This is a genomic window from Paenibacillus algorifonticola (assembly GCF_050481745.1).
Lineage (GTDB): Bacteria > Bacillota > Bacilli > Paenibacillales > Paenibacillaceae > Pristimantibacillus > Pristimantibacillus algorifonticola_A.
On the sequence record NZ_JBCNGR010000011.1, the window covers coordinates 1 to 26,110 of the forward strand.

Below are 26,110 nucleotides of genomic sequence, written 5' to 3' on the forward strand. Positions count from 1 at the left end.
TCGCATTCCATATGGAATGCAAAGGCTTGTTTTTTTCTAGCTTGCTATAAATCTATTACGCTGCTACTGCTTCAAAATTCCCGGCAGCACTTCAATCAGCTTTTCTTTTGTTCACTTGCAATCCTATTGGACCTTAGAGCTTATGCCAGCATCTTACCATTAGGCTCTATGCAGCTTAGTTAGCCTGCTCATGAAGCCTGCTTGGCAGCGGATTGTGCATTAGGAATGCTTTGCCTGCCTGGCCCTGCAACGAATGCCGCCACTATGCCAAGAACAGCGAAGACAATGCTTAGCTTAAATCCATGATTAATCGCGGTTCCCAAAGAATCACGCACGAAAGCCACAATATCTTGCGGAACATTGCCAGCCCCTCGCACGAGCTGTTCTGGATTCGCCAGCGTTGCGATCTGATCCTGCGGAATATGGTGCTCAGCTGCTCCATCCGACAGCAGCGTCTTCAAGTTGTTGTTGACTATAGTCGCCATGATCGATGCGCCGAGAACGCCGCCAATGCTGCGCCAGAAACCAACGATGGACGAGCTAATACCGATGTATTTGCGTTCCACGCTTGCCGCCATAGCTGTCTGCGACATGCTCATTAAAGGGCCGATAGCTCCGAGTCCAAGCAGTATCATCAGACCAATCATATACCACTTGGAAGCATCATGGCTAACCGTACTGAGCAAGTAACTGACGATAACTCCGGCTGCCATTGTGAAAGCAATAAGCGTCCGATAAGCAAATTTGGATTGCAAAAAGCCAAACAAAACCGCTCCGGATATTAACGAAACCATCATCGGAGTCAACAAAGCGTTGGAATTTTCCTGCCCTAATACGGCAGTTGAGAAAATCGGCAAATAAGCAATGGCCGAAAACATAATCGCTCCCTGACAGAGACAGGCGAGACATAGCCCGACGACCATTCGATTTTTGAACAAAACTAAGGGCAATATCGGCTCCTCTGCACGCAGCTCAACGGATATGAACAGCAAGCCCACGATAACCGACACCGCGAACAGCGATAAAATCTGCCAAGACGTCCACGCGTAGTCCTTGCCACCCCACTCCAAAGCGAGCATCAAGGAGATGGTGCAAATGATGAGGAATGCCGTTCCTAAATAATCGATTTTTGGCTTCCGCTCCGAACGGGATTCCTTGAGGGCAAAGAGCAACACAAGAAAGGATACGATGCCAATCGGAACATTGACGTAAAAGCACCATCTCCAGCCCCAAGCCTCTGATAACAGCGTCCCGATTTGCGGTCCTGCAACGGAAGACAAGCCGAAGATCCCGGCAAAAACGCCAGCCATTTTAGAGGCTTGCTTTGGATCAGCGAACACCGTATATATGATCGTAAAGCTGATCGGCAGCAGCGCTCCCGCACCAATTCCTTGAATAGCCCGGAACACGATTAATTGTGTGATATCCTGCGCCATGCCGCATAAGGCTGAACCAAGGAGGAAAATCGATATGCCAATGAGATAAAATAGCTTGCGGCCGAATAAATCGGACATTTTGCCAAAAACGAGCATCATGCTCGTTGACGCGAGCATATAAGCGGTAAAAACCCAACTGACCTGCTCAAATCCGCCAATATCTTTAATAATATGGCTCAGTGCCGCAGAGGTGATCGTGTTGTCGAGAGACGACATTAGCAGGCCGAGTGCCATTGCCAATACGATCAGCCCTGTTTTTTCCTTGGTCATGTTGAACCCCTTCTCCTTATAATTGAGCTTTCAGCTTCTGCAATCCTTCTACCAAAATGCGATGGGAGCTCTCCTGATTGGCAATACCGATTGTGATACACAGCTCTTGGGTAGCATTCATGTTCGGTTTCCAATTTGCATAATCAGCCGTTAATTGGGCAATCTCCTCCTCCTGCTTGGCAATCGTTTTCTCCAGCCATTGAATCACTTGCTCCTGATCTGCCCATTTTCCAAAAACGAGCCTCACCATAAAATCGGATTTCGTTTCCACAGCCTGGATATCGCTCTTTAAATAAAGCATAAACTGTTCCCGGCCTGCTTCCGTAATCGTATATACATTTTTATTTGGCTTGCCATCCTGCAAAATGCTCTCCTTCGTAATTAATCCCTGCTTCTCCATCTTGCCGAGCGTCGGATAAATCGTTCCATAGCTGGCATTGTAAAAATACGAAAACAGCGTTTCAAATTTGTGTTTGATTTCGTAACCCGAACAATTTTCATCCATTAAAATTCCTAAAATCACATCTTGGCTGTTCAAAAAATTCCCCACCTTCTTTGTAAATATCATTGCGCAAAATTATATTAACACAAAGCATATATCAGTTCAATATATAAATATTAAGCATATCCAGGTAAACGATATGAACAGTAGTCAACCAGCTTCATGGCTAAATTCGTTATGCATTCAGCAGCCAGCCTTAAAGTACAAAGCAGGAATCAGAGAGCCCATTCAGGATCGCTCATCCTTCCATTTGTTTCTTTTGCGCTAACCCCCTATAATCGAAAGAACGATATGGAAGAGGAAAGGAGGAAGAAACAGATGAATCTGTCATCATTGCTCCCGGCTATCGAGCCGCTGGACTTAAGGAGCTGCCTTGTGTCTTATAATGGCAAGCTTATCATCGAGCATTACCGAAATGATCGTACGAGAGAAGAAGTTGCAAAAGTGAATTCCTGTACAAAAAGCGTCGTTTCTGCGCTAATTTGTATTGCGATGGACAAGCAGCTTCTGCCAGAGGCATCGACGCCAGCCGCTTTATTTTTCCCCCAGCTTGCTGAAGATTCCGATCCGCGAAAACAAGCGATTACGCTGGAGCATCTATTGACGATGTCTGCCGGCTTCAGCTGGACGGAGTTCGGCGGACAAAACTCCTTCCCCCGCATGACGCAAACGTCAAACTGGTTACAATTTGCCTTGGAACAGCCGTTATCGGATGAGCCTGGCTCGCGTATGGAATACAACTCCGGCATCTCACAAATGCTGTCTGCCATGCTCGTACAAGCAAGCGGCATGACCACTGCAGCATTTGCCGAACGATACCTGTTCCAGCCACTAGGCATTTCCCAATATGAATGGGAGCATGATCCACAGGGCATTCATACAGGCGGCTTTGGACTGCGGCTGCTTCCAGCCGATATGCTGAAGCTGGGCCAGCTGTATTTGCAGCAGGGTGTATGGAAGGGGCAGCAGCTTATCCCCCAAGCTTTAATACAGCGCTCCGTCTATCCTGCGATAGCCGCTGAGTCTCCACGCCCTGGCCAGTACGGCTGGCATTGGTGGGTCGATTCTTTTTCATCAGGCTCGGAATCCGCATCATCTTCTGCTTTCGATTTTTATTATGCTTTAGGGTTTGGCGGACAGACAATTACCGTTGTTCCCAGCCTCAATATCGTCGCAGTCGTCACCAATGACAGGCTAAAAAGAGGCAAGCCTCCCGCAGATGTTTTCCGTCACCATATTGCCCCGCTGCTCGCGCAGCAATAATTTTAAAACCAAGACAACTCCCCTGCGGACGTTGTCTTTTTATGTCGTATAGTTTTCCAGGCGGCAAGCCATACTGGTAAATGTAAGAAACCAGGACATGGAAACTAGGTGAACGCACATGACAACCGAGAATGGCCATACGGGGACAAGCACCCAGGAAACGATGCCGACCGTACCACAAAGTGGTCAATCAGGCAGTGGCGATGGGAAGCATCCGCTCACCTCCATACTGGAGGATAATCTTCGTTATCTGGAATCTGTCTTTGAGCGCAGCTCCGACATCATCTTTATGCATTGGCATTACGGCCCCGATATGTTGCATAAAGCATGCTCGATTTATTACAGCTCGCTCATTCAAGACGATACCATTAACTATATGAAAATATCGCTGCAGGATCTTGTAACGCATGAGGTCGGACCTGGGATGGAAGCCGGCATTGAGGACGTCCGCTTTTTTTTCGAGAACCATGGCCCTTCCGGTAAAAAAGTACAGCTCGTAAACGATTTAGATGCTGTCGTAGGCGGCATTTCCAGCGGTCAGCTGCTGATTTTATTCGACGGCTGGAATCAGGCACTCAGCTTTAAAGCCCAGTCCGTAGAGACGAGACAGGTCAATGAGCCCGTCAATGAATCGGTCGTGCAGGGCCCCCGTGAAAGCACCGTTGAAAATTTACAGAAAAACTTGGGGCTGCTGCGGCTGCGACTGAAAACGCCGAAATTCAAAATTGAGCTGATGAGCGGTGGCGGCGATACCAACACAACCGTCGCCTTCGGTTATTTGGAAGGCAAAGTGGATACCGAGATGCTTGCCGAGTTTAAGAAGCGAATGGAGCTCATTAAGACGGTAGATGTTTTGGAAACGTCCTATATCGAGCAGCTTATTGAAGATTCCAGCTACTCCCCCTTTCCTCAGCATCGTTATACAGAAAGAACCGATATGGCTGTAGCCGGTTTGCTGAAGGGAAAAATCGTCGTGCTGGTGCAAGGAACAGGCGGCATGCTGCTTTGTCCCGGGTTGTTCACCGAGTTTTTCCAATCGAGCGAGGATTATTACCAACGGACGATCATCTCTACGATGATTCGCTGGCTGCGCATTCTTGCTTTTATTATCGCCTTATCGCTGCCAAGCATCTATATTGCGCTATCTACCTTTCATCCTGAGCTGATTCCTACCGTGCTTCTATTAGCAGTATTGAATGCACGCGAGGGTCTGCCGCTGCCAGCTTTTTTCGAAGCGCTGCTGATGGAGTTCTTTTTTGAGCTTATGCGTGAGGCAGGCGTTCGCTTGCCCCGGACTGTCGGCTCCGCTGTGAGCATCGTTGGAGCCCTTGTCATTGGTGACGCGGCGATTAGTGCAGGTATCGCATCGCCGATTATGGTTATCGTGGTGGCGCTGACGGGTATCGCCTCCTTCTCTATTCCGCAGTACGGAATCGCGATTGCGCTCCGTATTTTGCGGTTTCCGCTCATGCTTTGCGCTGCGCTGCTCGGAGGCTTCGGCATGATGATCTGCTTCTTGTTTATTTTGCTGCATCTGTGCAAGCTTAGATCGCTTGGTCAGCCTTATATGGCTCCGCTCGCTCCTTTTCGGCTGGTCGAGCTTCGAGATGTCATTATGAGAATCTCGCTCAAAAAACTGCTGCGCAAGCCGCAAAATTTGCATAAGCATTAAGAAGCTCACAAAATCAAAGAGATGGGATCTACATGAAAAAACAAACCGGCATTTTACTGATTGCCTCTCTATTCATGATTTTCATGCTGCTAACGGGCTGCTGGAGCAAATACGAGCTGACCGAGCGCGGTTTTGTGATGGGCGTTGCCCTCGACGAAACGAAGGACGGAAAAATCGAAATGCTCACCCAAATTTATCGTCCCGCCTCCGTAGAAACTGGCAAATCCGCAACTACGCAATCGTCCAGCGTAAACATTCATACCCAAGATGATACCGTAATGGAGGCGGTGCGCGATATTCCGATCCATTTGGGCCGCAAAGCCCAGTGGAGCCATACGCGAGTCATTATTGTCGGAGAGAAGCTGGCGAGAAATCAGGATCTCGGAAAAATACTCGATATTTTTTATCGTGACCATGAGCCGCGCAGCAGCGTCAAGCTGCTCATATCCAAAGGTCCTGCTCACAAAATGCTGGAGAAGCAGCCGCTCATTGAGCAAACTACAGCGCAGCAAATTCTTCGCACAGAAGAATTCTCCTATCTCAATGCGGCGAAAACAATGGACACCTCCCTACTCGATTTGCTTCTTCAACAGGAAAGCGCGCATCCGGATACGGTACTATCCTATGTGTACAGAAATTCTAATCCTGAACAGACGTTATCCACTGCCGGGCTAGCCTTAATCAAGAATGGAAAAATGAAGACAGTGCTGCCTCCCGATAAAGTTGAGGGGCTGCTTGCTTTACGAAATGAATACCAATCAGGTGTGCTGGAAATTCCTTGCGCGGGCATGAAAGGCGACAAAGAAACAGCGGAAGTGCTGTCTCTGCGTACAGCAAGAAAAGTAACGATGAAGGATGGAAATCCGATAGTCAGCTACCGTATTAAAGGGGAGCTAGCCATTACAGAGCTAAAATGCACAGCTATAGCTTCCATAAAGGATGAGCAAGCCTTCCTTGAAAAGTTTAGCGCGGCTCTATTGAGACAAACTTCAGCGACGATAAAATTTTTGCAAAAAAATAAGCTGGAGGTTATCGGCATCGGCAACCAGATTTACCGCCAGAGCCCGGGGGCGTGGCATAAGCTGCAGCCAGACTGGGATGAGCGCTTTGCGGATCTGCCGATTGATGTGTTGGTAGAGTTTAAACTCGTTACGGGCGGGACGATGAACAGCAAGCCTGCATCTTAGCAAGACGGGAAGGAAGATGCTGATGTGGGAGCGGGTACTGATTGCTACGGTTTTATTCGGGGGCATGCTGCTGTATGACAGCCTCACGCTGCGCGGGAAGATGAAAGGCCCTGCAGTTTGGCTCTATTCATTTATAACAGCGGCATGCTTGTATATGAGTATAGATTATGTTTTGAACAAAGACTGGTTCGATTATTTCGACGTCGTTGAGCAAATATTGGGCGGGCCTGCCAAACAGATTAGCAGCATGCTGGGGGTGAAAGGCTAGGTTGGGCGAAGAAAGGAGCAGAAGCAGCTTGAATAAACAAAAGGTCAGTTCTTTTCAAATGGGCGTGCTTTTATTCGTATTCTTGACCGGCTCCTCGATTATTTTTGTGCCTGGCCCGCTGATTGGAAAAGCAGGTGCCGCTGCTTGGCTATCTCTGCTGCTGTCTGGAGCAATCGGGTTTGGCATCCTAATGATGCTGCTGTATTTAAATCGCCGATTTCCCGGACAAGATTACATTGATTACAGCCGCAAGATGATTGGCAACGTACTGACGGTGCTGTTGGGGCTGCTGACTATCTCGTATTTATTGCAAATGCAGGCAGCTATTGTCGTAGGCGTAGGCCAGTTCATGATTGGGGCGATGATGAGGGAAACTCCGATGTACGCCTTTACTTCCCTTATTTTTATGGTTTCTGCTTTGACGGCCCGCGCTGGGATAGAAGTTATCGCACGAATGTTCACTCTGATTATGCTATTAACATCCTTTTTCATTTTCATCGTGCTGCTGTTTGCGATCCCTGAATACCGTCCTGAGCAGTTGCTTCCGCTGCTGCCCAAAGGACTGACGCCTGTAGTGGCTGGAGCCTACTATACGTTTGGCTTCCCTTTCTCCGAAGTATTTTTATTCGGCATGCTGCTTCCCTTCGCCGCAGGGCACAAGCTGAACAAGAAGCTGATGACAACCATGTCCATCTCCTTCGCAGCCAGCTTGCTTGTACTCTGCGCTGTGACGGTGTGTGCATTAATGGTATTCGGTCCGGCTGCAGGGGCTGGGCCCTATATGCTGTATTCCGTAGCCCGGCTCATTGAATTTCAGGAAATATTCCAACGCATTGAGTCCGTTATCGGCATGTCGCTCATACTCGGCTCTTATATGAAAGCTACGCTTTCCCTCTATGTGCTCAGTCTCTTTATGGCCAAGCTTTGCGGCATGAATGACAACCATGTCATCATTATGCCGCTGGCATTGGCGGGTTTTCTGATGGGTCTCGTCACCTATGACAGCAACACCCAGTGGGCTCGCATTGTCACAGAAATTCATCCGATATGGACGGGGCTGGTGCTGTTCGTTCCGCTGCTTGTGGTATTGACTGTAGCGATGCTTCGGCCAACTAAGGCGTAGAAGAATGTAAAACTTCTTTGATATAACCCGTCAGCTCACCGGCTGCTTTCGCATGGGCTAATTTGCCGGGATGCTGTCTTGCACCTAATGTGTTTTCAGTCGTATTGGGAAGCTGAAAAACGGATACCTGCTTATCCCCTGTTTGCATCCGATAAGCATTTACAGCACGGTAGATCGCTGACATCATCGGTAGACCCAGCATGCCGTAGGCCCATATAATAGGTGCATTTGGGTTATATTTTCTAATTTTGATTAGAAAGCGCACAGCTGCCTCCTCAAATGCCGCTACATCCTCATCATCAAACGTGCCATCGGCCTTTAATCGCTGTTTGTAAGCTTTGCCAGTAGCTGTATCTACCCATTCGGGAGAATGAAAAGCGCCGTCATCATTCGTTCCCAAATTCACGACGACGATATCCGGCTGCCAGGAGTCAAAATCATTTTTTTCATGTGCGCCTAAAGCTTTATTGTTCTCCCCGGTAAGAAGACCGCAAACCTGTTCGTAATAATCAGGAAGATTGGCATGCGGGTTGTTGTCCCAGCTCGTAAGTACGCCCCATCCGCTTTGTGAAAGGACACGGTAGTCAGCATTCAGCGCTTCCGCTGTCATCGCCGTATAATTGTCAATGGCGCTAAACCACATGGGAATCCAGTCCGTCTCCGCTTTCGCTCCGATGGTCCCTTCCCCAGAAGTAATGCTGTCGCCTATAAATTCGATGCGATAGGGTTTGGCTGCAATCGGTGTAAATTCACCGTCGCACTTCACGGCGTGTATCTGCAGGAGGCAGCCAGGATCTGCGCTCATCGCCTGTACATCCTTGACGATACGGACGTTTTTAATAGCCGCCTTATTCATGCCTCTAAAAATACAAACCCAGTACCTGCCTGCCGTTAACATTTGCCTGCCGATCGGCACACCGTTGATCAGAATGCTGATCCAAGGCTCATACTGATCGTAATTCACCTCGACTTCTATCCAAAGCTCAGACCCTTGCGCATTTAATTCCACCGAGCTTCCCGTCCAAAATAACGTTAACGGATCAAGTTGGCCAGTCGTCCTGCCATGAACCTTAAGATGAGCTATTTCGGATAACGGATGTACCTTTAAGCGATCCTCTTGTGCCATCACACGCTCCTCCTCATTTTATAAATTTTTTCGTAAATATCAATTATTCCTCCGCTTAAAATGGAGCATGTTCTCACGCTAGATTTTCCCATTTCGCCCACATCTCAGGCGGGTTCAATTCGTAAATTTCGTTTTCTCTGAACATGAATTGGTGCATGATAAATTCCCTGCGTATGGTGGCGAAATCTTCATGATAACTTTTAATGAATGCATTGATTTCCTTTTCGCTGTATTTGCGCCCTGTCTCTAGTTGAGACACTAGGTGCTCCAATACGATCAGCTTTTTCTTAAGCTGCGCGGGTACATGCTTTAATTTATTGTCTAATGTGAAAAAGTTTTTAACGACAGACTGCTGAAGCCGCTTGTTTTTGTCATCCTCCAAAATACCCACACCACCTTTTGCATTTGTGTTTTTGTATATTAACTCGGTAGCTGCTGTGGCACTATTTTGGATGAAATAATGATTTAAAGTAAAGAAGATCGTATTTTTATCTCTTCTCTCATTAATCAAGCTTGCTTCGCGCAGCTTTGCCGCATGATGGGTAATCGTAGCTGGGGAGACACCTAGCTTCTCGGCTAAAACCTGGCCATTAAGCTCTCCTTCCGACAGCAAAATTAATATTTTGATCCTGGTTGGATCTGCAAGCGCTTTATGGTAAGCGACTACTTTGTCCAATTGCATCTTCTTCCACCTCCAGACCGAATGCCAGACTCGTCTTATTTAGCTCACATCTAATTTAATAAATATTTAATTAGATAATATCCTAATTAGATTCTCAAAGTCAATAGGCCAGGGAATTTATGTGGATTTGCAACAGTATAATGAAACCCCGCTATCTTAAAGAGACAGCAGGGTAAAGCCGCATATGGAGCTTTGCAGACAGCTAGTTGCGTATCCAGCTAAGCCAGCCCCCTTCGTTCAGCGGCAAAAGCGGCGACCTTCGCCTCCATCTGCTCTCTCGCATCAGCGAACTGCTTGTGTCGGTGGCCGTTAGCTCCCGAAGGATGGGGAAATCCCCATAAGCAGCGCTTATCCTCCATCGTCTCCCCCAATTCCTCGCTGCTAACAAGCTGTTTGAGCATCGTTTCTACCGTTTTGCCCAAAGGAATAATGAGCGGCTTATGCAGCAGCTTCAGCTCAGCCTTAATAAATTTCAGCGCATAAGCATGCAGAAAAGCATTGCCAGCAAGCGGGGGCTTATGCCCCGTGTAATTTTTCCCAGCTAAAAATACCGGATATTTGAGCAGTGAAGTCGTATGCAGGAGCGGATTATTTTCAGCAAACAAAGCCTCGCTGTCTGGAAGGCCAAAATACGCCGGCAGCTTCAGGCTGTCCAGCATTTGCATTAGGTTGCGGCGCATCGCACCGGAAAATCTGGCGGCGATTTTGGCCGCTTTGCACACCTCATCCGCCGATTTATTTTGCTCCAAAGCGAGCTTTGCCGTTCGGTAGGCCAGTTCCATTTGGGTCCAGCCGGGCGTGATACCAACAATTAATAAGCTCGCCGAGCTGTTCCGGTATTCGTTGTGAGGAGCGTAGAACATTTCAAGCTCTCCCTCACGATCTATAAGCAAATCCGGAACGAGCAAATCAGCAGGCTCATATCGCGGCTTCAGCGGCAGCGAGCTTATAAACGGCTCATAATGCAAATATTCAGTGGAAACCGACAATAGCTTACCTCCCCTCTCTGCTATAATTCCCTTGATTGTGCGCATAACATGTTCAAATGCTGGTCTAAAATTTCCTCCAAACGCTGCGCTGACAGCCGCCCTGGCTGCATGAACTGATGTATGGCTAGTCCATCCACCAGCGCATATAATTTTTCTGCTTCCAACTCGCTATTTAGTTCTGGCTTTGCCAGTTTATGATCAAGCAGCGACTGGATAACAAACTCAGATACCCGGTGCAAGCTTGCCTGCATCTCCTCACTTAACGGGCGTAGCTCAGGATGAATCCGTGCTTTGGCGTTAAAGGAATACCATACCTCCATTTCAACCGTTCTTTCCTCATCCATCGGCATTAGGTGCAGGAGCAGCCTCTTCAAATCGTGCAAAATGGCCCCCTCAAATCGAAAAGCCTGAACCCTCTCCTCCACCCGCTGGACAAAAATATTCATGCAAAACGCATACAGCTCCACCTGTGAATGAAAATAGTGGCGCAGAGAACCGGCAGACAATCCCGCTTCCACTGCCACGTTGCGAACGGTCGCCTGCTCAAGTCCTGCTTGCTGTATAAGCCGCAAAGCGGCTTCGGCGACGAGTTGTTTTTGCTTATCGTGATCTACTATTTTTGGCATAGTCCTATTATAGCTTGTTTTCTTTTATAATACACCGTGCTATAATCTTTTTAATACAGTGTATTAAATAAAAAAGGAGCATCCCACTTATGAATCTCACACCTCTTACGACCACAAGCAAGAAAGCAATCGGGCGGAAACGGTGGAAAAAGCTAGCCCTCCTCACATCCGCTGCCTTCCTCCTGTTAATTGGTTCGGGCTTTATCTATGAATGGATAGCTTCTGAGCAAGCTGGCAAAAAATATGCTCCGCCTGGTCAACTGGTTGATGTCGGTGGCCATAAGCTGCATATCAACATGGCCGGCAGTGGATCACCCACTATTCTTCTGGAAGCCGGGAGCGGTGAAACCAGCCTGTCTTGGCGAGATATTCCCGAGCAGCTTGCCTCTTTCGCAACTGTTGTCAGCTATGATCGGGCTGGCTATGCATGGAGTGAAACCGCAACGAAGGTACGGACCGGGGAACAGATTGTGGAGGAGCTGCATACTGCGCTTGATGAAGCAGGCATTAGCGGACCCTATCTCATGGTAGGGCATTCGTTAGGCGGCATGTATGCCCGCTTGTTCGCCGAGACCTATGCAGACGAGGTTTCTGGTCTAGTGCTTATTGATGCAAGGCCGGAAAATGATGAGCGGGAGACATTGCCTATTTTAGAACAGGAGAATTTTGGCGGCAATCCGCCCGTATGGATGCTGAAGCTGCTCAAAAGCTCGGGGGCTTTTCGGTTATTTGGCGATTTCCTGCTGGAGGGCTTGGTCGCTCCAGAGGATCGGCAGCTTTTTATTAACGTCATTGCAACTCCCCGTTATTTTGAGGCAAAGGAAGCGGAGGCCGAATTGGCCTATTTAACGGAAGATGCCATTCGTGGACAACAATTAGGAAATTTACCTGTGAAAATTATCGCCCGCGGCGTTCCGCAGGACTATGCCAGCTTCGGCATTTCAGAGGATGGCGGCAAAAAGCTGGAGGACATTTGGCAAGCGGGGCAGCGTGAAATGCTGAATATTTCTTCGGACAGCGAGCTAATTATAGCCGAAAAAAGCGGCCATATGGTCATTCACGACGAGCCAGAGCTCATCGTTCAGACCATCCGCAGCATGCTCAGCCGTTGATGGCTGGAGTTTGCTAGCTAATAGATGATGAAGCCGCCATTCGGCAAGCGCTGCGCAGCATTCCGAATGCAACATGCAACATGCAACATGCAACATGCAACATGCAACATGCAACATGCAACTTGCAACTTGCGAATCGCAAAATACGGAATGCTTGCCGAGTGGCGATACCGTTCATTTAATGGATCCTTACATCTGGAAGCCGCTTTTCATAAATGCTCCATCCACCCGCTTCGCCTTTGTAGGTATAACCGCATTGCTTATAGAAGCGGTTAAGCTTTTCATTGTTTGCGATGCAATCCAGCTTCATTCGGTCTTTACCGGCAAATTGGATACCCCGTTCTGCCCAAGCCATTATGTCGCCGCCGAGTCCTTTGCCGGAAAACTGACGATTAACGACTAACCGATGCAAAAAGACCGCGCTTCCCTTGCCAGCCTCCTCTTCGCCCCAAAGCTTACGATCCCACTCGCTTGGCTCCTGCTGCAAAATAACAGCGCCCGCAAGCTCCTCTTCCCCTGCTTTGCGAAATGCAAAAACCTCGCCACGAGCAATCGCTCCCTTAAGGTCATGGCTATCCTCACCTTGAAGCAGGCCGCCCCACTGAATGGAGCCCATGCTGTTCAGCCAACGAGCCGTTTCTAAAATCAGCTCGCTTACCGCGTCTTCGTCCTCGGGACCAGCTTGAACCGCATATATGTCGTCGTTAACGGACGGATTGATTATTTTGATATTTGCCATCATGCACCTCGTTAGCAGAAATTTTTGGATTTATACTTTTTTTATTAGGCTAGGATTTAAATATAACATAAGGGAATCGACGAATAAATTATTTATCCTTATCGCCCGGTATATCGCCTTGCTTTTCCTGTGGCTTACCTGAACGAAAATAAAACGCTAGCAAGGGAAGAAACGTTTCCGTTCCTTCTACCGGCTAGCGTTAGAGACTATATATATGATGGTATGGATTACATAAGCTATACGATCGTTCTATACTCGGTATTTACAGTAAACGTGTTCACGCCGGTATATTTGCCTGAAGCCGTTTCGGTTATTTTCCCAGTCGGGTATTCCACTTCAAACGTCACCGTATAGGGCACATCGATAACGCCCTGCAATAAAATAGCGGAAACCTCGATAGATGCACCTGCTGGCAAAACGACTGGAACCTGCAGCGAAACCTCCTGGGACTCGTCTTGAGTCTTGGATTCCGAATAGCTGCGCGAGCCCTCTACCGAGATTTTCACACCCGTATCGCCTACAAGCGGCAGCCCTGCTTTAAACTCAAGCGTTTCCGATACCTTGAGCCCTCTCTCCCATTTGAAATTGTACGTTTGGCTTTTGGAAAATTTCAATGTAACTTGCTGCGTTTGCTGGATATTCGAATGATTGGTCACAATCTGTTTGGCTGCTACAATCGGTACACTATTGATCACAATTTTGCTGTCCATTTGAAATTCCATTTTCTTGATCGTAATCTTCTTGCGATCGGGTACGAAAACCCATAGTTCATTGATCTGACCGTGGCACCATTCCCACGTCACAAGCGAGTCGCCGCTTTTAAATGGGCCGTTGCCAGGAATATTGAGCTTCTGCTCCCAATCCACATAGCTGTTAATCGCATTGTGCGTTCCGGCAACATTGTCGTCACGCCATACCATGAGACCATTGACGTCCGCTTCTGTAACGGGTGCCTGATAAATCTTTGAGCCCTGCGTGGAATCCTTTCTTCCGATGCACTTGCCCGTCGCTTTGTTAACGAGCGCATAGGCATTGTCATCTCCAGCGCGCACCTTTCTTTTTTCCCACAATTGATGTTCATTTCCGTACACCTGTGGCAAAATCGTTATGCCTTCCCCACTCTCAGCCGCTGTAATAACAAGCAGCTTATTATCCGAAGTCCTCGCCTTAGAAACAATTACCTGATATTCAATTACATCCGCCATAATCCTTCATCCACCTTCCGCTCGATTTAATAAAGAATCCTCTTCGTGCTACATCTTGGAGTAGATCACTCAGAGAATCTAACTCTTACAGAATAATGGTAGAATGTGTCAGGCGTATGGCAAAAAAATAGAAGGGATTAATTTTCACGATTGGTATAAAACTGATACCCCGTTCTCCGCAAGGTGCGAATTTCTCCTTCTTCTGTAGGCAAATGGAGCAGCGCCTGTCGCAAGCGTTTAATGGCATGATCCACAGCCCGGTCACTCCCGTCATAGCCGATTCCCCATACCTGCTCGATCATTTGCTCCCGATTAAAAATTTGATTAGGATGCTCCATTAAAAAATGCAGCAGTGCAAAGTCTTTCGGCGTTATGGATAAACATACTTCATTCAAATAAACGCTTCTGTCGTTTAAATTGATTTTCAGACTGCCGTACTGGATCTGATTTTCCGCAATTAAAGCATGTGTGCCTCTGCGCAATACAGCTTGAATCCGCGCAACGACCTCCTGCGGCTCGAAAGGCTTAGTAATGTAATCATCCGCCCCTCTGTTCAGCCCTGCCAGACGGTCAGCAATCTCCCCTTTCGCTGTGAGCATAATGACCGGACAGACGCTCCTCCTCCGCACTTCGTGAAGCACCTCCCAGCCGTCCATTTCCGGCAGCATGACATCAAGCAAAATAAGTGCGGGCTGAAGCACGGCCAGCTTCCCCACCGCCTCTTTCCCTCGGTCAAAAATAATGCTCGCAAAGCCTGCCTTTCGTATATACGCCGCCAAAACGCGGGAAATAGCCGGCTCGTCTTCGACGATCATAATCGTTTGCAAGTTCAGGCCTCCTAGGGGGAGCAAGATTTCTTTTGGAAACAATGGCAGGGTTGGCGTTAGTTGCCCATTTCGTACCCTTCAACAAATAGGGAGCAGCTGCCTGAAGCAGCTTGCCCCCTGGTATACTAAATTTTCCAATCGCTGCTTACTGGAATGTTTCAGCCCTTTGTGTTGCGTGAAAAATAGGCAGCCAATATACTAAGACTTTCCTCCCGTAATATCCCAGCTGTAATATCAGGCTTATGGTGAGAATTTTCAAATACAATTTGAGAGCAAGGACTTCCCTGCTCGCCCAATATACTGCACAACTCTATGTTGCTGGCGCTATAAACCAGTCGTCCCACATTTGTCCAAACCATCGCACCGCTGCACATATAACAAGGCTCACAGCTCGAATATAAGGTGTATTCATGTAAATCCGTTATGTGGGTTTCTTCGCAAAATCGCCGCAGCAGCCCAGCCTCTGCATGGAAAGTTGGGTCGGTTGACGAATAAATTTGATTTTCATTTGTAAAAACAATTTCGCCGTCTTTAACGAGTATTGCTCCAAAAGGTTCGTTTCCGTGCTCAACCGCAAGCTTAGAAAGCTTGATTGCTTCTCTCATAAAAAACTCGTCTTGACTCATATTCATTTTCCCCTTTGATGTAGAATTAATCTGATAATTTCATCACATATTTCTTATCATATTCTCATAGGTGAAGTTTACCATGTCTTAGCATGAGTTTATAGTATGAAGCCGCCACATGACCTGATGACGCAATTGCCAAGCTTGCTCTTTCTCAAAGATTCGAATTTCCAAATGAAATCAAAAAAATAAGGGGCCTTCTTGGCCCCCACGTCATGCTTAAGTTATATGCTAGTCCTCTTATCCAACAATTTCAAGGATTTTAATATCTTCAAACTTGCTAAGATCAATAAACTGATTATTTTCAAGCGCTATAAATGGTCGAGTCGGGTAGTTATAGTTGTTCAGCAATATAGTTCCTCGTCTATTGTCCGATAAAACAACCTCACAACCGATTTGGGTGGAGAGAAGCATATCCAGAAACGTGAGACCAATTACTGAATCAAAGCGATTTAAAATAATTTGTTGATGGATCTCTTCGATGGCTTCAAAAAATTGAAGCGCAGCCCTATAAGGTCTTTCGGAGATGATAGCCATATAAAAATCTGTCAAACCTACAATTTTGCTTAAACGATCCCGTTCATCCCCCTTCCGACCACTTGGGTAACCGCTGCCGTCCTCTCGTTCATGATGCTGAAGAGCAACCATAGCAACCCGAGGCTCAACGCCCGATTGGAGTAATAGCTCGTGTCCGAGAATGGTGTGCTGCTTTAAAATCGCGTATTCATGCGTGTCTAACCTGGACTGTTTGGAAACGATTGCAGTTGGCAGCTTGACCAGTCCAATATCGTAAAGACTCGCCGCAGTTGTAAGCAAATCCAATTCGTCTTCTTTCAATCCAAGCCGCTTGCCTAAAGATGTCGCAATAACGGCCGTTCCTATACATTGCCTGTACCTGTAATCGTCCTGTTCCTTAAGCTCGGAAAATAACTGAAATAGATTATAGCGCTTCGCTATTTCCTTTATAAAGGGAAGAACTTCTCGTTCAAGCTCCTCGACAGGAACAATACCGTTTTGACGAACGAACTGATCCATATCGTTAAAATGCTGCTTAGCCCTTTCATATGATTCTCGGATGGATGGCTTTTGTTTAGGTGTATGATCAGAAACGTCCGGATTCAGCTCAGAGGCATTCGCATCAATAGTTGTGACTTCCCCGATTTGGATCTTAAATTTAGCAAGTCTCTCGGTGTGACTTTTTAGAAGAATAGTTCCCTTTCTGATTAAAAGCGTTCCCTTTGTATCGCGGATGCTTTTTGTTAGTATTTTACCGATTAATGGTTCATAATCTTTCACTAACAATGATAGTTCCTCCCTAAGTGGATTACCTATTCTCTAATATGGATTCCTGAACACTGGATAAAAAAATATTCGGAATAATGTCTGGAATACATTAGAAAAATTATGAAAATGATCTTTAAGGATTATTTTTGTAGAATTAATCATTCGTTAGATCATGACTTTGTAATCATACCCGCGTCTATTATTTCAGGCATTAAGACCCAATTCATAAATTAGAAAGCCTCTTAGTAAGTATAATTTCCAAAGGCTCATCCTCAAGTATTAAGCACCCTGAATCTCGATAACCTAATTTTCGATAAAAATGCTGAGCCCCTTCATTAGCTAAAGTAGAGGTCATAACCAATTTAAAACCGAGCTTCTTCATTTCATCTTCCCAAAAAAGAACGGCTTTCTTACCTAATCCTTTACTTCGATAGGTATCATCGATCCAAATCATATTCATAAAAGGTGTGTTATCCCAAAAATAGCTGTGCCGCATCCACCCAACGCTGCTATATTCTTCATTCTGCAGAATGTAGATTTCATTCCCCCTAATTTTCGGTAAGATTAAGTTTTCTAAGATGTGATGGTCATGTTTTCTAATATATTCGTAGTGCGAATCATTAGCAGCAATAATCCTCATTATAATTACTCCTCTGCATTATCTAATTACATTATTATACACCTGTTCACTTCCCTAGAGGACATGCCCATGCAATTTATAGAAATAAAAAAGCACTTGCAGGCAAACGGTAGCCGCTTCTGAACTTACCCGCACCAAGAGTATGCAGACGGATGTCAGCCAGCTCAATAGGTATGTGTTTCCAAACCTTGTACTCTTCTTGCCGCCTCATCCTATGATTAATACTTCTTTCGTAATCGCTTTATTAACTTGGATGGCTTAGGCTTGCATACCTGCCATGAGTATATCAGTTTCGCCAAGTCTTTCAATGACTGTGCTCATATACTTTTATTCGACTACATTATTTAATAAAAATCTTCATTAATTTATTATAGATTGGATGAATCATATAACCGGTTGGCTTAATCGAATACCTTTTGCCTATATTCAGCTGTTTAATTTGTTCCATTTCACCACTAGTAAGCTCAAAATCAAATATCTCGCTATTTTCTTTCATTCTTTTTGGACTCGATGATTTTGGAATAACGATGATGCCTCGTTCCAAGTGCCAACGTAAAATGACCTGAGCCACTGTTTTATGGTGCTGATCAGCCATTTTTTTCAATTGCGGATGCTCCAATAACGCCTCGTTCCCTTGCCCTAGCGGCCCCCATGCCTCATGCAAAATCTGATGTTCATTGAGATAATGATGCAGGTCATTTTGTGCAAACTCGGGATGCGTCTCAATCTAATTGATCATCGGCGGGATTGTGGCATGCTTCATTAAATGCTCCAGATGCTGAATCTCAAAATTTGCAACGCCAATCACTTTGATTTTCCCTACGGAGTACAGCTCTTCCATCGCTCGCCACGCCTCCAAATAATTTGGTGCAGCAAAATGAATCAAGTACATATCCAGGTAATCTACCTTCAGCTTCTTGCAAGTTTGTTCAAAAGCCTTCTTGGTCGCCGCAAACCCAAGATCCGTATTCCACACTTTAGACGTGATAAAAAAAGCCTCGCGCGGCAGCCCGCTTTTCTGAATCTCTCTTCCTAAAGCTTGCTCATTGCCATAAATTTTAGCGGTATCAAAATGCCGATATCCGATTCGAATAGCCTCGCTGATCGCCCTCTCAAATTCTCGTTCTTTCGTTATTTTGTATACCCCAAACCCCAATTGCGGAATTTCAACGCCATTGCTCGCTTTTACTGCTCTATTTTCAAAAGTCATGTTATTGCTCCTTTCAGTTGTGTAAAATAAAAAGAGAGGAATGTAATATATTAAATATTCATTATATCTAGTTATCTCAAAAAAAGAGAAGGCAACCGTCGTTTAGTTCAAAAAGTCGGTTAACCTCACTTCTTTCAAATTTTTGTGCATAGAACCCTCAACGGTTTGTAGACTAGAGGCTATCTTCTGTTTGACTGCGTCGACTTCTTTTCCTTGCAGTGTGGTATCGGTATGGAGCTTGAACAGCGCTTTGCCAGGTTCGACTGCTAGAAAAACATCCAATAACGTAATTTCTGCCAAAGGCCTTGCCAGCAGTATGCCTCCCTTCGCTCCTTCTTTAGCAAGCGTCAGCTTAGCATTGTTCAGATTCCTGATGACCTTAACCGTTGTCGGAACCGGAATATTTAATTGCTCAGAAATCACTTTAGTCGATAGAAAATTAGAGCAATTCTCCTCCGCAATGCTGTGAATATAGAGCAATATGGCAATTCCTTGTGATAGAGCTGTTGAGTATGACATTTTTTACTCATCCTAACTATTCGGCGATCTGATCATACTATATATCATTTATATTTAGTTTTCAATAAAGCTTTTTAAGCAAATGAATTTAAAGACGCGAAAGCAGCGGGCTATCGAGAAAATATCCTTACACAGACCACGGCTTGGGCTGTCTTATATTCAGCCCCTTACTCCTCATTAATCCCTGTTATCACAATACTAGGCTGCGTCTCTATCGAGACATTGCCTGCCACTGCTCTGGAGATCATACAGGACTCTTCTGCCTTATGTGCCAGACGCTCTGCCTTTGCCCGTTCGACCTCTGATGCATCCGCTTTGAGCACAATTCGCGGCTTATGTATTATTCGTTCGTACGTAAACACATTATTCGTTACATCTACAATCGCTTCAGACTCCAGAGTCAGCACCTGCGGTGTAATAGCCGAACGCTCGAGCATCGCTGCCAGTGTAATCAAATAACAGGTCGCTGCTGCCCCCAGAAGCATTTCGTCAGGATTCGTACCTGTTCCTGGCCCACCCATCTCTTGCGGGATCGAAATGATTGTTTTTAATCCGCCGGCATCGATATGTCCTTCACTGTTACGCCCGCCATTCCATACCGCTTTCAGCTGAAAAGGGTGTTTCATCTCCCTCATTCCTTTCAATATCTTCAATTCAAGCTCGGATACATAGGTTAGATTGTTCATTCCATTCCATCCTATCATAACGCTCCCGGAGGGAGAATTTCAAAATAGCGCAAAAAAGGCCGCCTCTATGAGGGCAGCCCTGTATTCCTGTTATACCATTTAAAACACTTTCGTCGTCCAATTTTCGCAGTTCCACGTATCCGTCACGATATCGCGGTAAAATTCAGGTTCATGGGAAATCAGCAAAATGCTTCCCTTATACGCTTTAAGCGCACGCTGCAGCTCATCCTTGGCATCCACGTCGAGATGGTTCGTCGGCTCATCGAGCACGAGCAAATTCGTCTCGTGGTTGATCAGCTTGCACAAACGAACTTTGGCTTTCTCTCCGCCGCTTAGCACCACGATTTTGCTCTCAATATGCTTCGTTGTCAGACCGCATTTGGCAAGAGCCGCCCGAATTTCAAACTGCGTAAAGGATGGGAACTCGCTCCAAACCTCTTCAATACAGGTGTTGTTGTTCGTTTCCTTCATTTCCTGCTCGAAATAGCCGATTTCCAGCAGATCCCCCAGCCTTGCTGAGCCTGAAATTGCCGGTATTTGGCCGAGGATGCTGCGCAGCAGCGTTGTTTTACCGATCCCGTTCGAACCGACCAACGCTATTTTTTGTCCTCGCTCCATGCTTAAATTCAAAGGCTTCGACAGTGGTGAATCGTAGCCGATGACGAGATCCTTCGTTTCAAAAATCACCTTGCCGGAAGTTCGAGCCGGCTTGAAGTTGAACTGCGGCTTCGGCTTTTCTCTGGCGAGTTCAATAACATCCATCTTATCCAGCTTCTTCTGACGGGACATCGCCATATTACGCGTAGCCACGCTGGCCTTGTTGCGTGCAACGAAGTCCTTCAATTCCGAAATTTCCTGCTGCTGCCGCTTAAAGGCGGATTCAAGCTGCTGCTTTTTCGCCTCGTACACCTGCTGGAAATACTCATAATCCCCCACATAGCGCGACAGCGACTGATTTTCCATATGGTAGATCAGGTTAATGACGCTGTTCAAGAACGGAATATCATGCGAGATTAAAATAAAGGCATTTTCGTACTCCTGTAAATATCGGGTAAGCCATACGATATGCTGTTCATCGAGATAGTTCGTAGGCTCGTCAAGCAGAAGGATATCCGGTTTCTCAAGCAGCAATTTGGCGAGCAGCACCTTGGTACGCTGACCTCCGCTGAGATCATGAACATCCTTGTCCAAACCGATGTCCGTAAGTCCAAGCCCGCGAGCCGTTTCATCGATTTTGGCGTCAATCATATAAAAATCCTGATTCGTTAGCGTGTCCTGAATCGTTCCGACATCCTCCAGCAGCTGTTCCAGCTCCTCCGGAGAGACATCACCCATTCTGCCATACATGTCGTTCATTTCCTGCTCCATATCGAACAGATATTGGAACGCACCGCGCAAAACATCGCGCATCGACTGCCCCTTTGTCAGCACCGCATGCTGATCCAGATAGCCCGTCCGCACGCGTCTTGCCCACTCCACTTTACCATCGTCTGGCTGAAGCTTGCCTGTGATGATGTTCATGAAGGTAGACTTCCCTTCACCGTTGGCGCCTATTAGACCGATATGCTCGCCCTTTAGAAGGCGGAATGATACATCGCTGAAAATGGCCCGGTCTCCAAAACCGTGACTCAGCCGCTCTACATTTAATATGCTCATCAATAACACCTATTCCTTTATTAAAGTATTCTCGTCAAATTATAAAGGTTATAGCGCCACAACTCCATACCGATTTTAAAAATAATAAAAATTTAGACCAAGGTGAATTCATTGAAATGGACAGAGCTTTACGAAAAATTTTATCATATGCCGCTCGATTATGAGTAGTATTGTTGAAAGTGATGAAACTTATATTTTAGAAAGCGAAAAGGGTAAGAAAGGCGGAACTGCACACCGCAAATCACGAAACCGCGGTAGTTCCGTCAAAAAACGTGGCATTAGCAGTGAACAAGTGTCCATTGTCGTTGCGAATGATCGAAATGGCGTTATATCCTCTCAAATGGGAGGACGTAGACGAATAACATCTGCTCAAATCACTCAGGTCATTGGCAACCTCATTCATAAAGATGCTGTACTATGTACTGATTCTGCAACAAATTACAAAAGTAGTATCTTTTAAACACGTTAGTGGAATGATTTTTCTCTATACGGTGTAACACTAGCATAATAATTCTATTAACTCGTTTGCGTATGCAGCCCACTCCTTATTATCAGTATTTATTTCTATAGTTGGCAGGATAGATAAAGATGATTGTTTACGAAGTTCTGATTGGGTATGTAAAAAATCATCGGCTGATTTTCTGATTTCTTCTTTTGTTTTGTTCCTCCATTCGTGAGGTGTTCGGCTTTGCATTCTTTGCTCAATGTTCTCAGATGAAACGGTTAGTAATACACATTTAGCCCCAAGTAGGAGCAATTCATTTTCAATTTTTTCAATTTCATGTAAAGAGTCTACGGGGAATGCCACCCTGTGATTCAAATGGAACCTTTCCAGTATGAAAAATATTCCTCTAGATGCCTTAGATGCATCTGGACCTAAATATGTTGCCCATTCATTTAGTTGTCTTAACATGTTAACCCGTTCCTTCAATACATTAAGATGTTCATCACGATTTAAACATTTAAATTCTCCATGAACATTATTTAATATTTGGGAGTAATGTTCGCTAAGAACAATGATACTACGCTCTGATGATTCATCCTGTGCTTGAAGTAGCTTCAGAGCTTTTAAAACAGACGTCTTTCCTGCATGTGAATACCCCTCTAAGATAATGCCTCTAATGTGGCTCATAAAAACCTCCAACTAACAATATTTGAGAATAAGTATACCAAAGATTATTGCTTATAAGTTCAATATCAAATAGTAATTAAGACATACCCTTCTAGAGAAACAATATTTTAGAAAAAAGCCAGAACCGCATACTCACGGTTCTGGCTTCTACCCGTCAAACACCAATCATTTCCCAATAAAGCTCTTCACAACAAACTCGAGCTGAGCGTCCAAAGACACAGGGTCGCTGAACATAAAGCCTCTTCCTTCTTCGCGGAAAACGCGATTGTTTTTGACTGCGTCCAACTGCTCCCACAGGCTGCCTTCAAAAATAGCCTCTGGATTGTCATTGCCGGTCCACTCGCTTATAAAAATATAATCTCCTGCATATTCGGGCAGCAGCTCCAAAGAGAGCTTTGCCCAGCCAGTACCGCTGTCGATCGCTTCCTTCTGAATAATCGGCGGCGCCTTCAACTGGAATTCGCCATAAATAATCTCACCGCCTCTTCCCAGCTTATTGCCGTAAGCATAAAACTCTTTAGCGCTGCCAGAGTCAAAGATAGCAACGGTTTTGTCACCCACAGCCGCTTGCACCTTCGGTTTGTATTCCGCTATCTTTTTATCCCAAGCTGTAATCCAGGCATTAGCCTGCTCCTCACGGCCCGTCATTTTCCCGAATTCCAACAGCTGCTGCCTTACAGGCATGCCATAATCGACAACTACCGTCGGAGCAATCTGGTTCAGCTTGTCCAGAACAGCTGGGTCGTTCCATACGATAATGAGATCCGGCTGCAGCTCCAATATCCTTTCATACGCAATCCCATCGCCTATACTTTCGACCCCATCCAGCTTTCCTTCCGTATAGCTGTTGAAAGCTTCTTCCGCTTCCGTTGGAAAAATATCCAGACAGGTTCCTTTTCCACCATGCCATAGATGGAAGCGGTTCGCGGTATGCTCGATCCCGTCCAGCAGCACCTGAGCCTCGCCGCGAATGGCATATAGGAAGACACTTGACGGAAAGAGGTACGAACGCAACTCCTCGCCATGCATCATGCTGAAGTGCCTTACGTCAATCACCTTGATGGCAGCAGCATTCCATAGCTGGATATGCTCTTCCGCATTGATCATGACAGTCAAGTGATAAGCCCCTTTTTATGTAAAATCTTATGTCGCATTTATAATTATTGAGAATTATTATCAATAACAAAAATTATAATACATTTACTTGCAAACCTCAATGGGTTTGGCTGGGTGCAAACGAAAAAAGACCTCCTATCGCAGCCGCAATGGCCCAATCAGGCCTTGTCATTTCGTTATCTTGCTGTTACATTCCAGATTGCACACAAATACCCCCGCTCACGGTTATACTAATCATAGAGGTGAACGAGCATGTCCGATGAATGGAAAGCGAATCTGAATCAGATTCCTCGCAGTCTGCGTGATAAGGACGAGCCAATCCTTCCTGCACCTGTGTCTGATGAACAATGGCGAGCCATTGTAGGCAATGACCCTTCATATGACGGTCAATTTTATTACGCGGTCAAAACGACGGGCATCTTTTGCCGTCCATCCTGCAAATCTAGACCGCCCAATCGAGAGAATATTGGATTTTTCCGAACCGCTGAGCAAGCGTTGGCTGCCCAATTTCGTCCCTGCAAACGTTGTAAACCAACTGGGCAACGATTGCCTGATGAAGAATGGATTGCGATGGTGACCCAATATATAGATCGAAACTACAAGGAGAAGCTAACGCTGGCAACCCTAGCAGCCATTTGTCATGGCACGCCGTATCATCTGCACCGAACATTCAAAAAAGTAATGGGCAAAACACCCGTCGACTATATCCAGCAAATCAGAATCGAAAAGGCTAAGGCGATGCTTCTATCTTCTCCTGTATCCATTGCAGAAGTAGGCGAATGTGTCGGCTTGTCCAATACGCCATATTTTATTACCCTGTTCAAGCGGAAAACCGGATATACACCAGAGAGCTATCGACAGCAGCATAGCAAAGATGGCATAACAAAAATAAAGGAGATCATCCAAAATGACGAATTCAATTAGCGGAGCCATATACTGGTCGCTGTTTAGTTATGAAGATTGGAATATGCACGTCGCTGCTACCGACGAAGGGCTTTGCTTTGTCGGTTCACAAAACCAGCCATTTGAAGAGCTGGCGAAATGGGCTGCATCGCGTTTTCCGCGTAGCCCTTTGATCCATGATGATGAAAAGCTGCTTTCGTATAAGGCTGAACTAGTCCAATATTTGCAAGGAACGCTTGAAAACTTTACGGTCCCTACCGTATTTCAAGGAACGCCTTTTCAAGAGGCCGTATGGCAGGCTCTTTGCAGCATTCCGTATGGGCATACCTGGTCCTATTCGGATATTGCCAACCATATTCAGAAGCCTGCAGCGGTTCGAGCAGTTGGTGCGGCCATTGGCGCAAATCCAGTGCTCATTACCATTCCATGCCATCGCGTAATCGGCAAAAACGGGTCACTCACTGGCTACCGAGGTGGATTAGATATGAAAACAAAGTTACTGCAGCTGGAGGGTCTCCGCACCGGTATGAGAGGGAACATTCAACATGTCTAATGAAATTGTATCATCCATCGGCGAACTGGACTGGGAAGCACTGCAACAATCGCTTGATGAGCTGGGATATGCCAAGCTCCCGCGTTTGCTAAGCTCCGCAGCCTGCACGAGCTTCATCAGCAGCTATGGGGATGAAGCTCTCTTCCGCAAAACAATCGACATGGCACGATACCGTTTCGGTATGGGTCAATACAAATATTTTGCTGCCCCATTCCCAAATCAGATTAAGCAACTGCGTGAAGGGCTGTACCCTGAACTGGCCAAAGCTGCTAATCGTTGGTCAAAGCTATTAAACAAAGCTCCTGCATATCCTGCTTCGCTCGAAGAATTTCTTGAGCAATGCCACCAAGCAGGACAATCCCGTCCTACTCCATTGATCCTGAAATACGAGGCGAACGGCTACAACTGCTTGCATCAGGATTTATATGGAGACAAGTTCTTCCCTTTCCAGGTTGTATTTGCTTTGGGACAGCGAAATGAAGACTATACCGGCGGTGAATTTCTGCTTGTTGAGCAGCGTCCACGCGCACAAAGCAGGGGACATGTCCTTACATTAGAGCAAGGTGAGGGACTGATTTTCCCAACTCAGCATCGTCCCGTTTCAGGAACGCGCGGCTATTATCGTATTACACTTCGTCACGGTGTAGGCACCATTACATCGGGAACCAGATATAGTCTAGGGATCATATTCCATGACGCGAAATAAAGGCAGTCACTCACTCCATCCCCAGTCAAAACGAAAAAAAACGGGTCCCCTG

At 46.1% G+C, this 26,110-nt stretch carries 28 protein-coding genes and 1 pseudogene; 10 read left to right on the plus strand and 19 right to left on the minus strand.

Annotated features, from left to right (window positions below; all coding sequences use genetic code 11):
- Window positions 1–188 precede the first annotated feature (188 nt).
- Complete coding sequence (locus tag ABEW34_RS12885) at window positions 189–1,706, minus strand: DHA2 family efflux MFS transporter permease subunit (protein WP_430159195.1); 1,518 nt, start codon at window positions 1,704–1,706, stop codon at window positions 189–191.
- A 16-nt stretch (window positions 1,707–1,722) separates the two neighbouring features.
- Complete coding sequence (locus tag ABEW34_RS12890) at window positions 1,723–2,244, minus strand: PadR family transcriptional regulator (protein ID WP_081418542.1); 522 nt, start codon at window positions 2,242–2,244, stop codon at window positions 1,723–1,725.
- 282 nt (window positions 2,245–2,526) lie between these two features.
- Here ABEW34_RS12890 and ABEW34_RS12895 point away from each other — a divergent pair, with 282 nt between their 5' ends.
- From ABEW34_RS12895 to ABEW34_RS12915, 5 genes are all read left to right on the plus strand, one after another.
- Window positions 2,527–3,471, plus strand: coding sequence for a serine hydrolase domain-containing protein (locus tag ABEW34_RS12895; RefSeq protein WP_430159199.1), 945 nt, complete (start codon window positions 2,527–2,529; stop codon window positions 3,469–3,471).
- 118 nt (window positions 3,472–3,589) lie between these two features.
- The gene (locus tag ABEW34_RS12900; protein ID WP_430159202.1) at window positions 3,590–5,143 is read left to right on the plus strand and encodes a spore germination protein; all 1,554 of its coding nucleotides are present in this window, start codon (window positions 3,590–3,592) and stop codon (window positions 5,141–5,143) included.
- Window positions 5,144–5,175: 32 nt separating this feature from the next.
- Window positions 5,176–6,330: a Ger(x)C family spore germination protein gene (locus ABEW34_RS12905; RefSeq protein ID WP_430159205.1), complete on the plus strand. Its 1,155-nt coding sequence runs from the start codon at window positions 5,176–5,178 to the stop codon at window positions 6,328–6,330.
- 22 nt (window positions 6,331–6,352) lie between these two features.
- On the plus strand, window positions 6,353–6,598 hold the full coding sequence (locus ABEW34_RS12910) for a hypothetical protein (RefSeq protein ID WP_430159208.1): 246 nt from the start codon (window positions 6,353–6,355) through the stop codon (window positions 6,596–6,598).
- 28 nt (window positions 6,599–6,626) lie between these two features.
- The gene (locus tag ABEW34_RS12915; RefSeq protein WP_430159212.1) at window positions 6,627–7,721 is read left to right on the plus strand and encodes a GerAB/ArcD/ProY family transporter; all 1,095 of its coding nucleotides are present in this window, start codon (window positions 6,627–6,629) and stop codon (window positions 7,719–7,721) included.
- On the opposite strand, the gene ABEW34_RS12920 is transcribed toward ABEW34_RS12915, so the two are convergent.
- The 4 genes from ABEW34_RS12920 to ABEW34_RS12935 form a co-directional block, all read right to left on the minus strand.
- Window positions 7,711–8,847 (minus strand): GDSL-type esterase/lipase family protein, encoded by a 1,137-nt coding sequence (locus ABEW34_RS12920; protein WP_430159214.1) that lies wholly within the window; start codon window positions 8,845–8,847, stop codon window positions 7,711–7,713. The two genes, ABEW34_RS12915 and ABEW34_RS12920, sit on opposite strands and share 11 nt — an antisense overlap.
- 73 nt (window positions 8,848–8,920) lie before the next feature.
- Entirely contained in the window at window positions 8,921–9,529 is a 609-nt protein-coding gene (locus ABEW34_RS12925) for a metalloregulator ArsR/SmtB family transcription factor (protein ID WP_430159217.1), read from the minus strand.
- Window positions 9,530–9,747: 218 nt separating this feature from the next.
- Window positions 9,748–10,518, minus strand: coding sequence for a uracil-DNA glycosylase family protein (locus ABEW34_RS12930; RefSeq protein ID WP_430159218.1), 771 nt, complete (start codon window positions 10,516–10,518; stop codon window positions 9,748–9,750).
- 20 nt (window positions 10,519–10,538) lie between these two features.
- A complete protein-coding gene (locus ABEW34_RS12935; protein ID WP_430159220.1) occupies window positions 10,539–11,144 on the minus strand; it encodes a TetR/AcrR family transcriptional regulator in 606 nt (201 codons plus the stop codon).
- An 89-nt stretch (window positions 11,145–11,233) separates the two neighbouring features.
- Between ABEW34_RS12935 and ABEW34_RS12940 the strand changes: the two genes are divergently transcribed.
- Window positions 11,234–12,256 (plus strand): alpha/beta fold hydrolase, encoded by a 1,023-nt coding sequence (locus tag ABEW34_RS12940; protein ID WP_430159223.1) that lies wholly within the window; start codon window positions 11,234–11,236, stop codon window positions 12,254–12,256.
- A gap of 178 nt (window positions 12,257–12,434) precedes the next feature.
- Here the strand turns inward: ABEW34_RS12940 and ABEW34_RS12945 are convergent, their stop codons facing one another.
- The 11 genes from ABEW34_RS12945 to ABEW34_RS12995 all read right to left on the minus strand — a co-directional run bounded on the left by ABEW34_RS12945 (window position 12,435) and on the right by ABEW34_RS12995 (window position 21,648).
- The gene (locus ABEW34_RS12945) at window positions 12,435–12,995 is read right to left on the minus strand and encodes a GNAT family N-acetyltransferase (protein ID WP_430159224.1); all 561 of its coding nucleotides are present in this window, start codon (window positions 12,993–12,995) and stop codon (window positions 12,435–12,437) included.
- 236 nt (window positions 12,996–13,231) lie between these two features.
- Window positions 13,232–14,200 (minus strand): ETX/MTX2 family pore-forming toxin, encoded by a 969-nt coding sequence (locus ABEW34_RS12950; protein WP_430159226.1) that lies wholly within the window; start codon window positions 14,198–14,200, stop codon window positions 13,232–13,234.
- Between the two features lie 137 nt (window positions 14,201–14,337).
- The gene (locus ABEW34_RS12955; protein WP_430159228.1) at window positions 14,338–15,027 is read right to left on the minus strand and encodes a response regulator transcription factor; all 690 of its coding nucleotides are present in this window, start codon (window positions 15,025–15,027) and stop codon (window positions 14,338–14,340) included.
- Window positions 15,028–15,185: 158 nt separating this feature from the next.
- Entirely contained in the window at window positions 15,186–15,653 is a 468-nt protein-coding gene (locus ABEW34_RS12960; protein WP_430159230.1) for a nucleoside deaminase, read from the minus strand.
- A gap of 240 nt (window positions 15,654–15,893) precedes the next feature.
- Window positions 15,894–16,949 carry an HD-GYP domain-containing protein gene (locus ABEW34_RS12965; RefSeq protein ID WP_430159449.1) on the minus strand — a complete coding sequence of 352 codons (1,056 nt, stop codon included), beginning with the start codon at window positions 16,947–16,949 and terminating at the stop codon, window positions 15,894–15,896.
- 211 nt (window positions 16,950–17,160) lie between these two features.
- The gene (locus ABEW34_RS12970; RefSeq protein WP_430159232.1) at window positions 17,161–17,577 is read right to left on the minus strand and encodes a GNAT family N-acetyltransferase; all 417 of its coding nucleotides are present in this window, start codon (window positions 17,575–17,577) and stop codon (window positions 17,161–17,163) included.
- A 340-nt stretch (window positions 17,578–17,917) separates the two neighbouring features.
- Window positions 17,918–18,241 (minus strand): aldo/keto reductase, encoded by a 324-nt coding sequence (locus ABEW34_RS12975; protein ID WP_430159235.1) that lies wholly within the window; start codon window positions 18,239–18,241, stop codon window positions 17,918–17,920.
- Window positions 18,242–18,304: 63 nt separating this feature from the next.
- Complete coding sequence (locus ABEW34_RS12980; protein ID WP_430159237.1) at window positions 18,305–18,787, minus strand: aldo/keto reductase; 483 nt, start codon at window positions 18,785–18,787, stop codon at window positions 18,305–18,307.
- Window positions 18,788–18,889: 102 nt separating this feature from the next.
- The gene (locus ABEW34_RS12985; RefSeq protein WP_430159239.1) at window positions 18,890–19,306 is read right to left on the minus strand and encodes an RrF2 family transcriptional regulator; all 417 of its coding nucleotides are present in this window, start codon (window positions 19,304–19,306) and stop codon (window positions 18,890–18,892) included.
- 167 nt (window positions 19,307–19,473) lie between these two features.
- The gene (locus ABEW34_RS12990) at window positions 19,474–19,932 is read right to left on the minus strand and encodes an OsmC family protein (protein ID WP_430159452.1); all 459 of its coding nucleotides are present in this window, start codon (window positions 19,930–19,932) and stop codon (window positions 19,474–19,476) included.
- Window positions 19,933–20,091: 159 nt separating this feature from the next.
- Window positions 20,092–21,648 carry an ABC-F family ATP-binding cassette domain-containing protein gene (locus ABEW34_RS12995; protein ID WP_099520085.1) on the minus strand — a complete coding sequence of 519 codons (1,557 nt, stop codon included), beginning with the start codon at window positions 21,646–21,648 and terminating at the stop codon, window positions 20,092–20,094.
- A gap of 160 nt (window positions 21,649–21,808) precedes the next feature.
- On the opposite strand from ABEW34_RS12995, the pseudogene ABEW34_RS13000 reads away from it, so the two are divergent.
- Window positions 21,809–22,093 (plus strand): annotated as a pseudogene (locus ABEW34_RS13000) (IS1595 family transposase); the annotation flags it as partial.
- A 54-nt stretch (window positions 22,094–22,147) separates the two neighbouring features.
- On the opposite strand, the gene ABEW34_RS13005 reads toward ABEW34_RS13000, so the two are convergent.
- Both ABEW34_RS13005 and ABEW34_RS13010 read right to left on the minus strand, forming a co-directional pair.
- Window positions 22,148–22,780 (minus strand): hypothetical protein, encoded by a 633-nt coding sequence (locus ABEW34_RS13005; protein WP_430159243.1) that lies wholly within the window; start codon window positions 22,778–22,780, stop codon window positions 22,148–22,150.
- A gap of 165 nt (window positions 22,781–22,945) precedes the next feature.
- The gene (locus ABEW34_RS13010; RefSeq protein WP_430159454.1) at window positions 22,946–23,887 is read right to left on the minus strand and encodes an ABC transporter substrate-binding protein; all 942 of its coding nucleotides are present in this window, start codon (window positions 23,885–23,887) and stop codon (window positions 22,946–22,948) included.
- Window positions 23,888–24,148: 261 nt separating this feature from the next.
- Between ABEW34_RS13010 and ABEW34_RS13015 the strand changes: the two genes are divergently transcribed.
- The 3 genes from ABEW34_RS13015 to ABEW34_RS13025 are packed head-to-tail and all read left to right on the plus strand — an operon-like array spanning window position 24,149 to window position 26,058.
- On the plus strand, window positions 24,149–24,820 hold the full coding sequence (locus ABEW34_RS13015) for a bifunctional transcriptional activator/DNA repair enzyme AdaA (RefSeq protein ID WP_430159246.1): 672 nt from the start codon (window positions 24,149–24,151) through the stop codon (window positions 24,818–24,820).
- Entirely contained in the window at window positions 24,804–25,352 is a 549-nt protein-coding gene (locus ABEW34_RS13020; RefSeq protein ID WP_430159249.1) for a methylated-DNA--[protein]-cysteine S-methyltransferase, read from the plus strand. Before ABEW34_RS13015 ends, ABEW34_RS13020 begins: the two co-directional genes overlap by 17 nt.
- Window positions 25,345–26,058 (plus strand): 2OG-Fe(II) oxygenase, encoded by a 714-nt coding sequence (locus ABEW34_RS13025; protein ID WP_430159252.1) that lies wholly within the window; start codon window positions 25,345–25,347, stop codon window positions 26,056–26,058. The genes ABEW34_RS13020 and ABEW34_RS13025 overlap by 8 nt, the downstream gene beginning before the upstream one ends.
- The last annotated feature ends 52 nt before the right edge of the window (window positions 26,059–26,110 follow it).

Coding starts and splice junctions, on each gene's coding strand:
- ABEW34_RS12885 (WP_430159195.1), bottom strand. CDS start 1,706: ATGACCAAGGAAAAAACAGGGCTGATCGTATTGGCAATGGCACTCGGC.
- ABEW34_RS12895 (WP_430159199.1), top strand. CDS start 2,527: ATGAATCTGTCATCATTGCTCCCGGCTATCGAGCCGCTGGACTTAAGG.
- ABEW34_RS12900 (WP_430159202.1), top strand. CDS start 3,590: ATGACAACCGAGAATGGCCATACGGGGACAAGCACCCAGGAAACGATG.
- ABEW34_RS12905 (WP_430159205.1), top strand. CDS start 5,176: ATGAAAAAACAAACCGGCATTTTACTGATTGCCTCTCTATTCATGATT.
- ABEW34_RS12910 (WP_430159208.1), top strand. CDS start 6,353: ATGTGGGAGCGGGTACTGATTGCTACGGTTTTATTCGGGGGCATGCTG.
- ABEW34_RS12920 (WP_430159214.1), bottom strand. CDS start 8,847: ATGGCACAAGAGGATCGCTTAAAGGTACATCCGTTATCCGAAATAGCT.
- ABEW34_RS12925 (WP_430159217.1), bottom strand. CDS start 9,529: ATGCAATTGGACAAAGTAGTCGCTTACCATAAAGCGCTTGCAGATCCA.
- ABEW34_RS12935 (WP_430159220.1), bottom strand. CDS start 11,144: ATGCCAAAAATAGTAGATCACGATAAGCAAAAACAACTCGTCGCCGAA.
- ABEW34_RS12940 (WP_430159223.1), top strand. CDS start 11,234: ATGAATCTCACACCTCTTACGACCACAAGCAAGAAAGCAATCGGGCGG.
- ABEW34_RS12945 (WP_430159224.1), bottom strand. CDS start 12,995: ATGGCAAATATCAAAATAATCAATCCGTCCGTTAACGACGACATATAT.
- ABEW34_RS12950 (WP_430159226.1), bottom strand. CDS start 14,200: ATGGCGGATGTAATTGAATATCAGGTAATTGTTTCTAAGGCGAGGACT.
- ABEW34_RS12960 (WP_430159230.1), bottom strand. CDS start 15,653: ATGAGTCAAGACGAGTTTTTTATGAGAGAAGCAATCAAGCTTTCTAAG.
- ABEW34_RS12970 (WP_430159232.1), bottom strand. CDS start 17,577: ATGAGGATTATTGCTGCTAATGATTCGCACTACGAATATATTAGAAAA.
- ABEW34_RS12980 (WP_430159237.1), bottom strand. CDS start 18,787: ATGACTTTTGAAAATAGAGCAGTAAAAGCGAGCAATGGCGTTGAAATT.
- ABEW34_RS12985 (WP_430159239.1), bottom strand. CDS start 19,306: ATGTCATACTCAACAGCTCTATCACAAGGAATTGCCATATTGCTCTAT.
- ABEW34_RS12990 (WP_430159452.1), bottom strand. CDS start 19,932: ATGAAACACCCTTTTCAGCTGAAAGCGGTATGGAATGGCGGGCGTAAC.
- ABEW34_RS12995 (WP_099520085.1), bottom strand. CDS start 21,648: ATGAGCATATTAAATGTAGAGCGGCTGAGTCACGGTTTTGGAGACCGG.
- ABEW34_RS13005 (WP_430159243.1), bottom strand. CDS start 22,780: ATGAGCCACATTAGAGGCATTATCTTAGAGGGGTATTCACATGCAGGA.
- ABEW34_RS13010 (WP_430159454.1), bottom strand. CDS start 23,887: ATGATCAATGCGGAAGAGCATATCCAGCTATGGAATGCTGCTGCCATC.
- ABEW34_RS13015 (WP_430159246.1), top strand. CDS start 24,149: ATGTCCGATGAATGGAAAGCGAATCTGAATCAGATTCCTCGCAGTCTG.
- ABEW34_RS13020 (WP_430159249.1), top strand. CDS start 24,804: ATGACGAATTCAATTAGCGGAGCCATATACTGGTCGCTGTTTAGTTAT.
- ABEW34_RS13025 (WP_430159252.1), top strand. CDS start 25,345: ATGTCTAATGAAATTGTATCATCCATCGGCGAACTGGACTGGGAAGCA.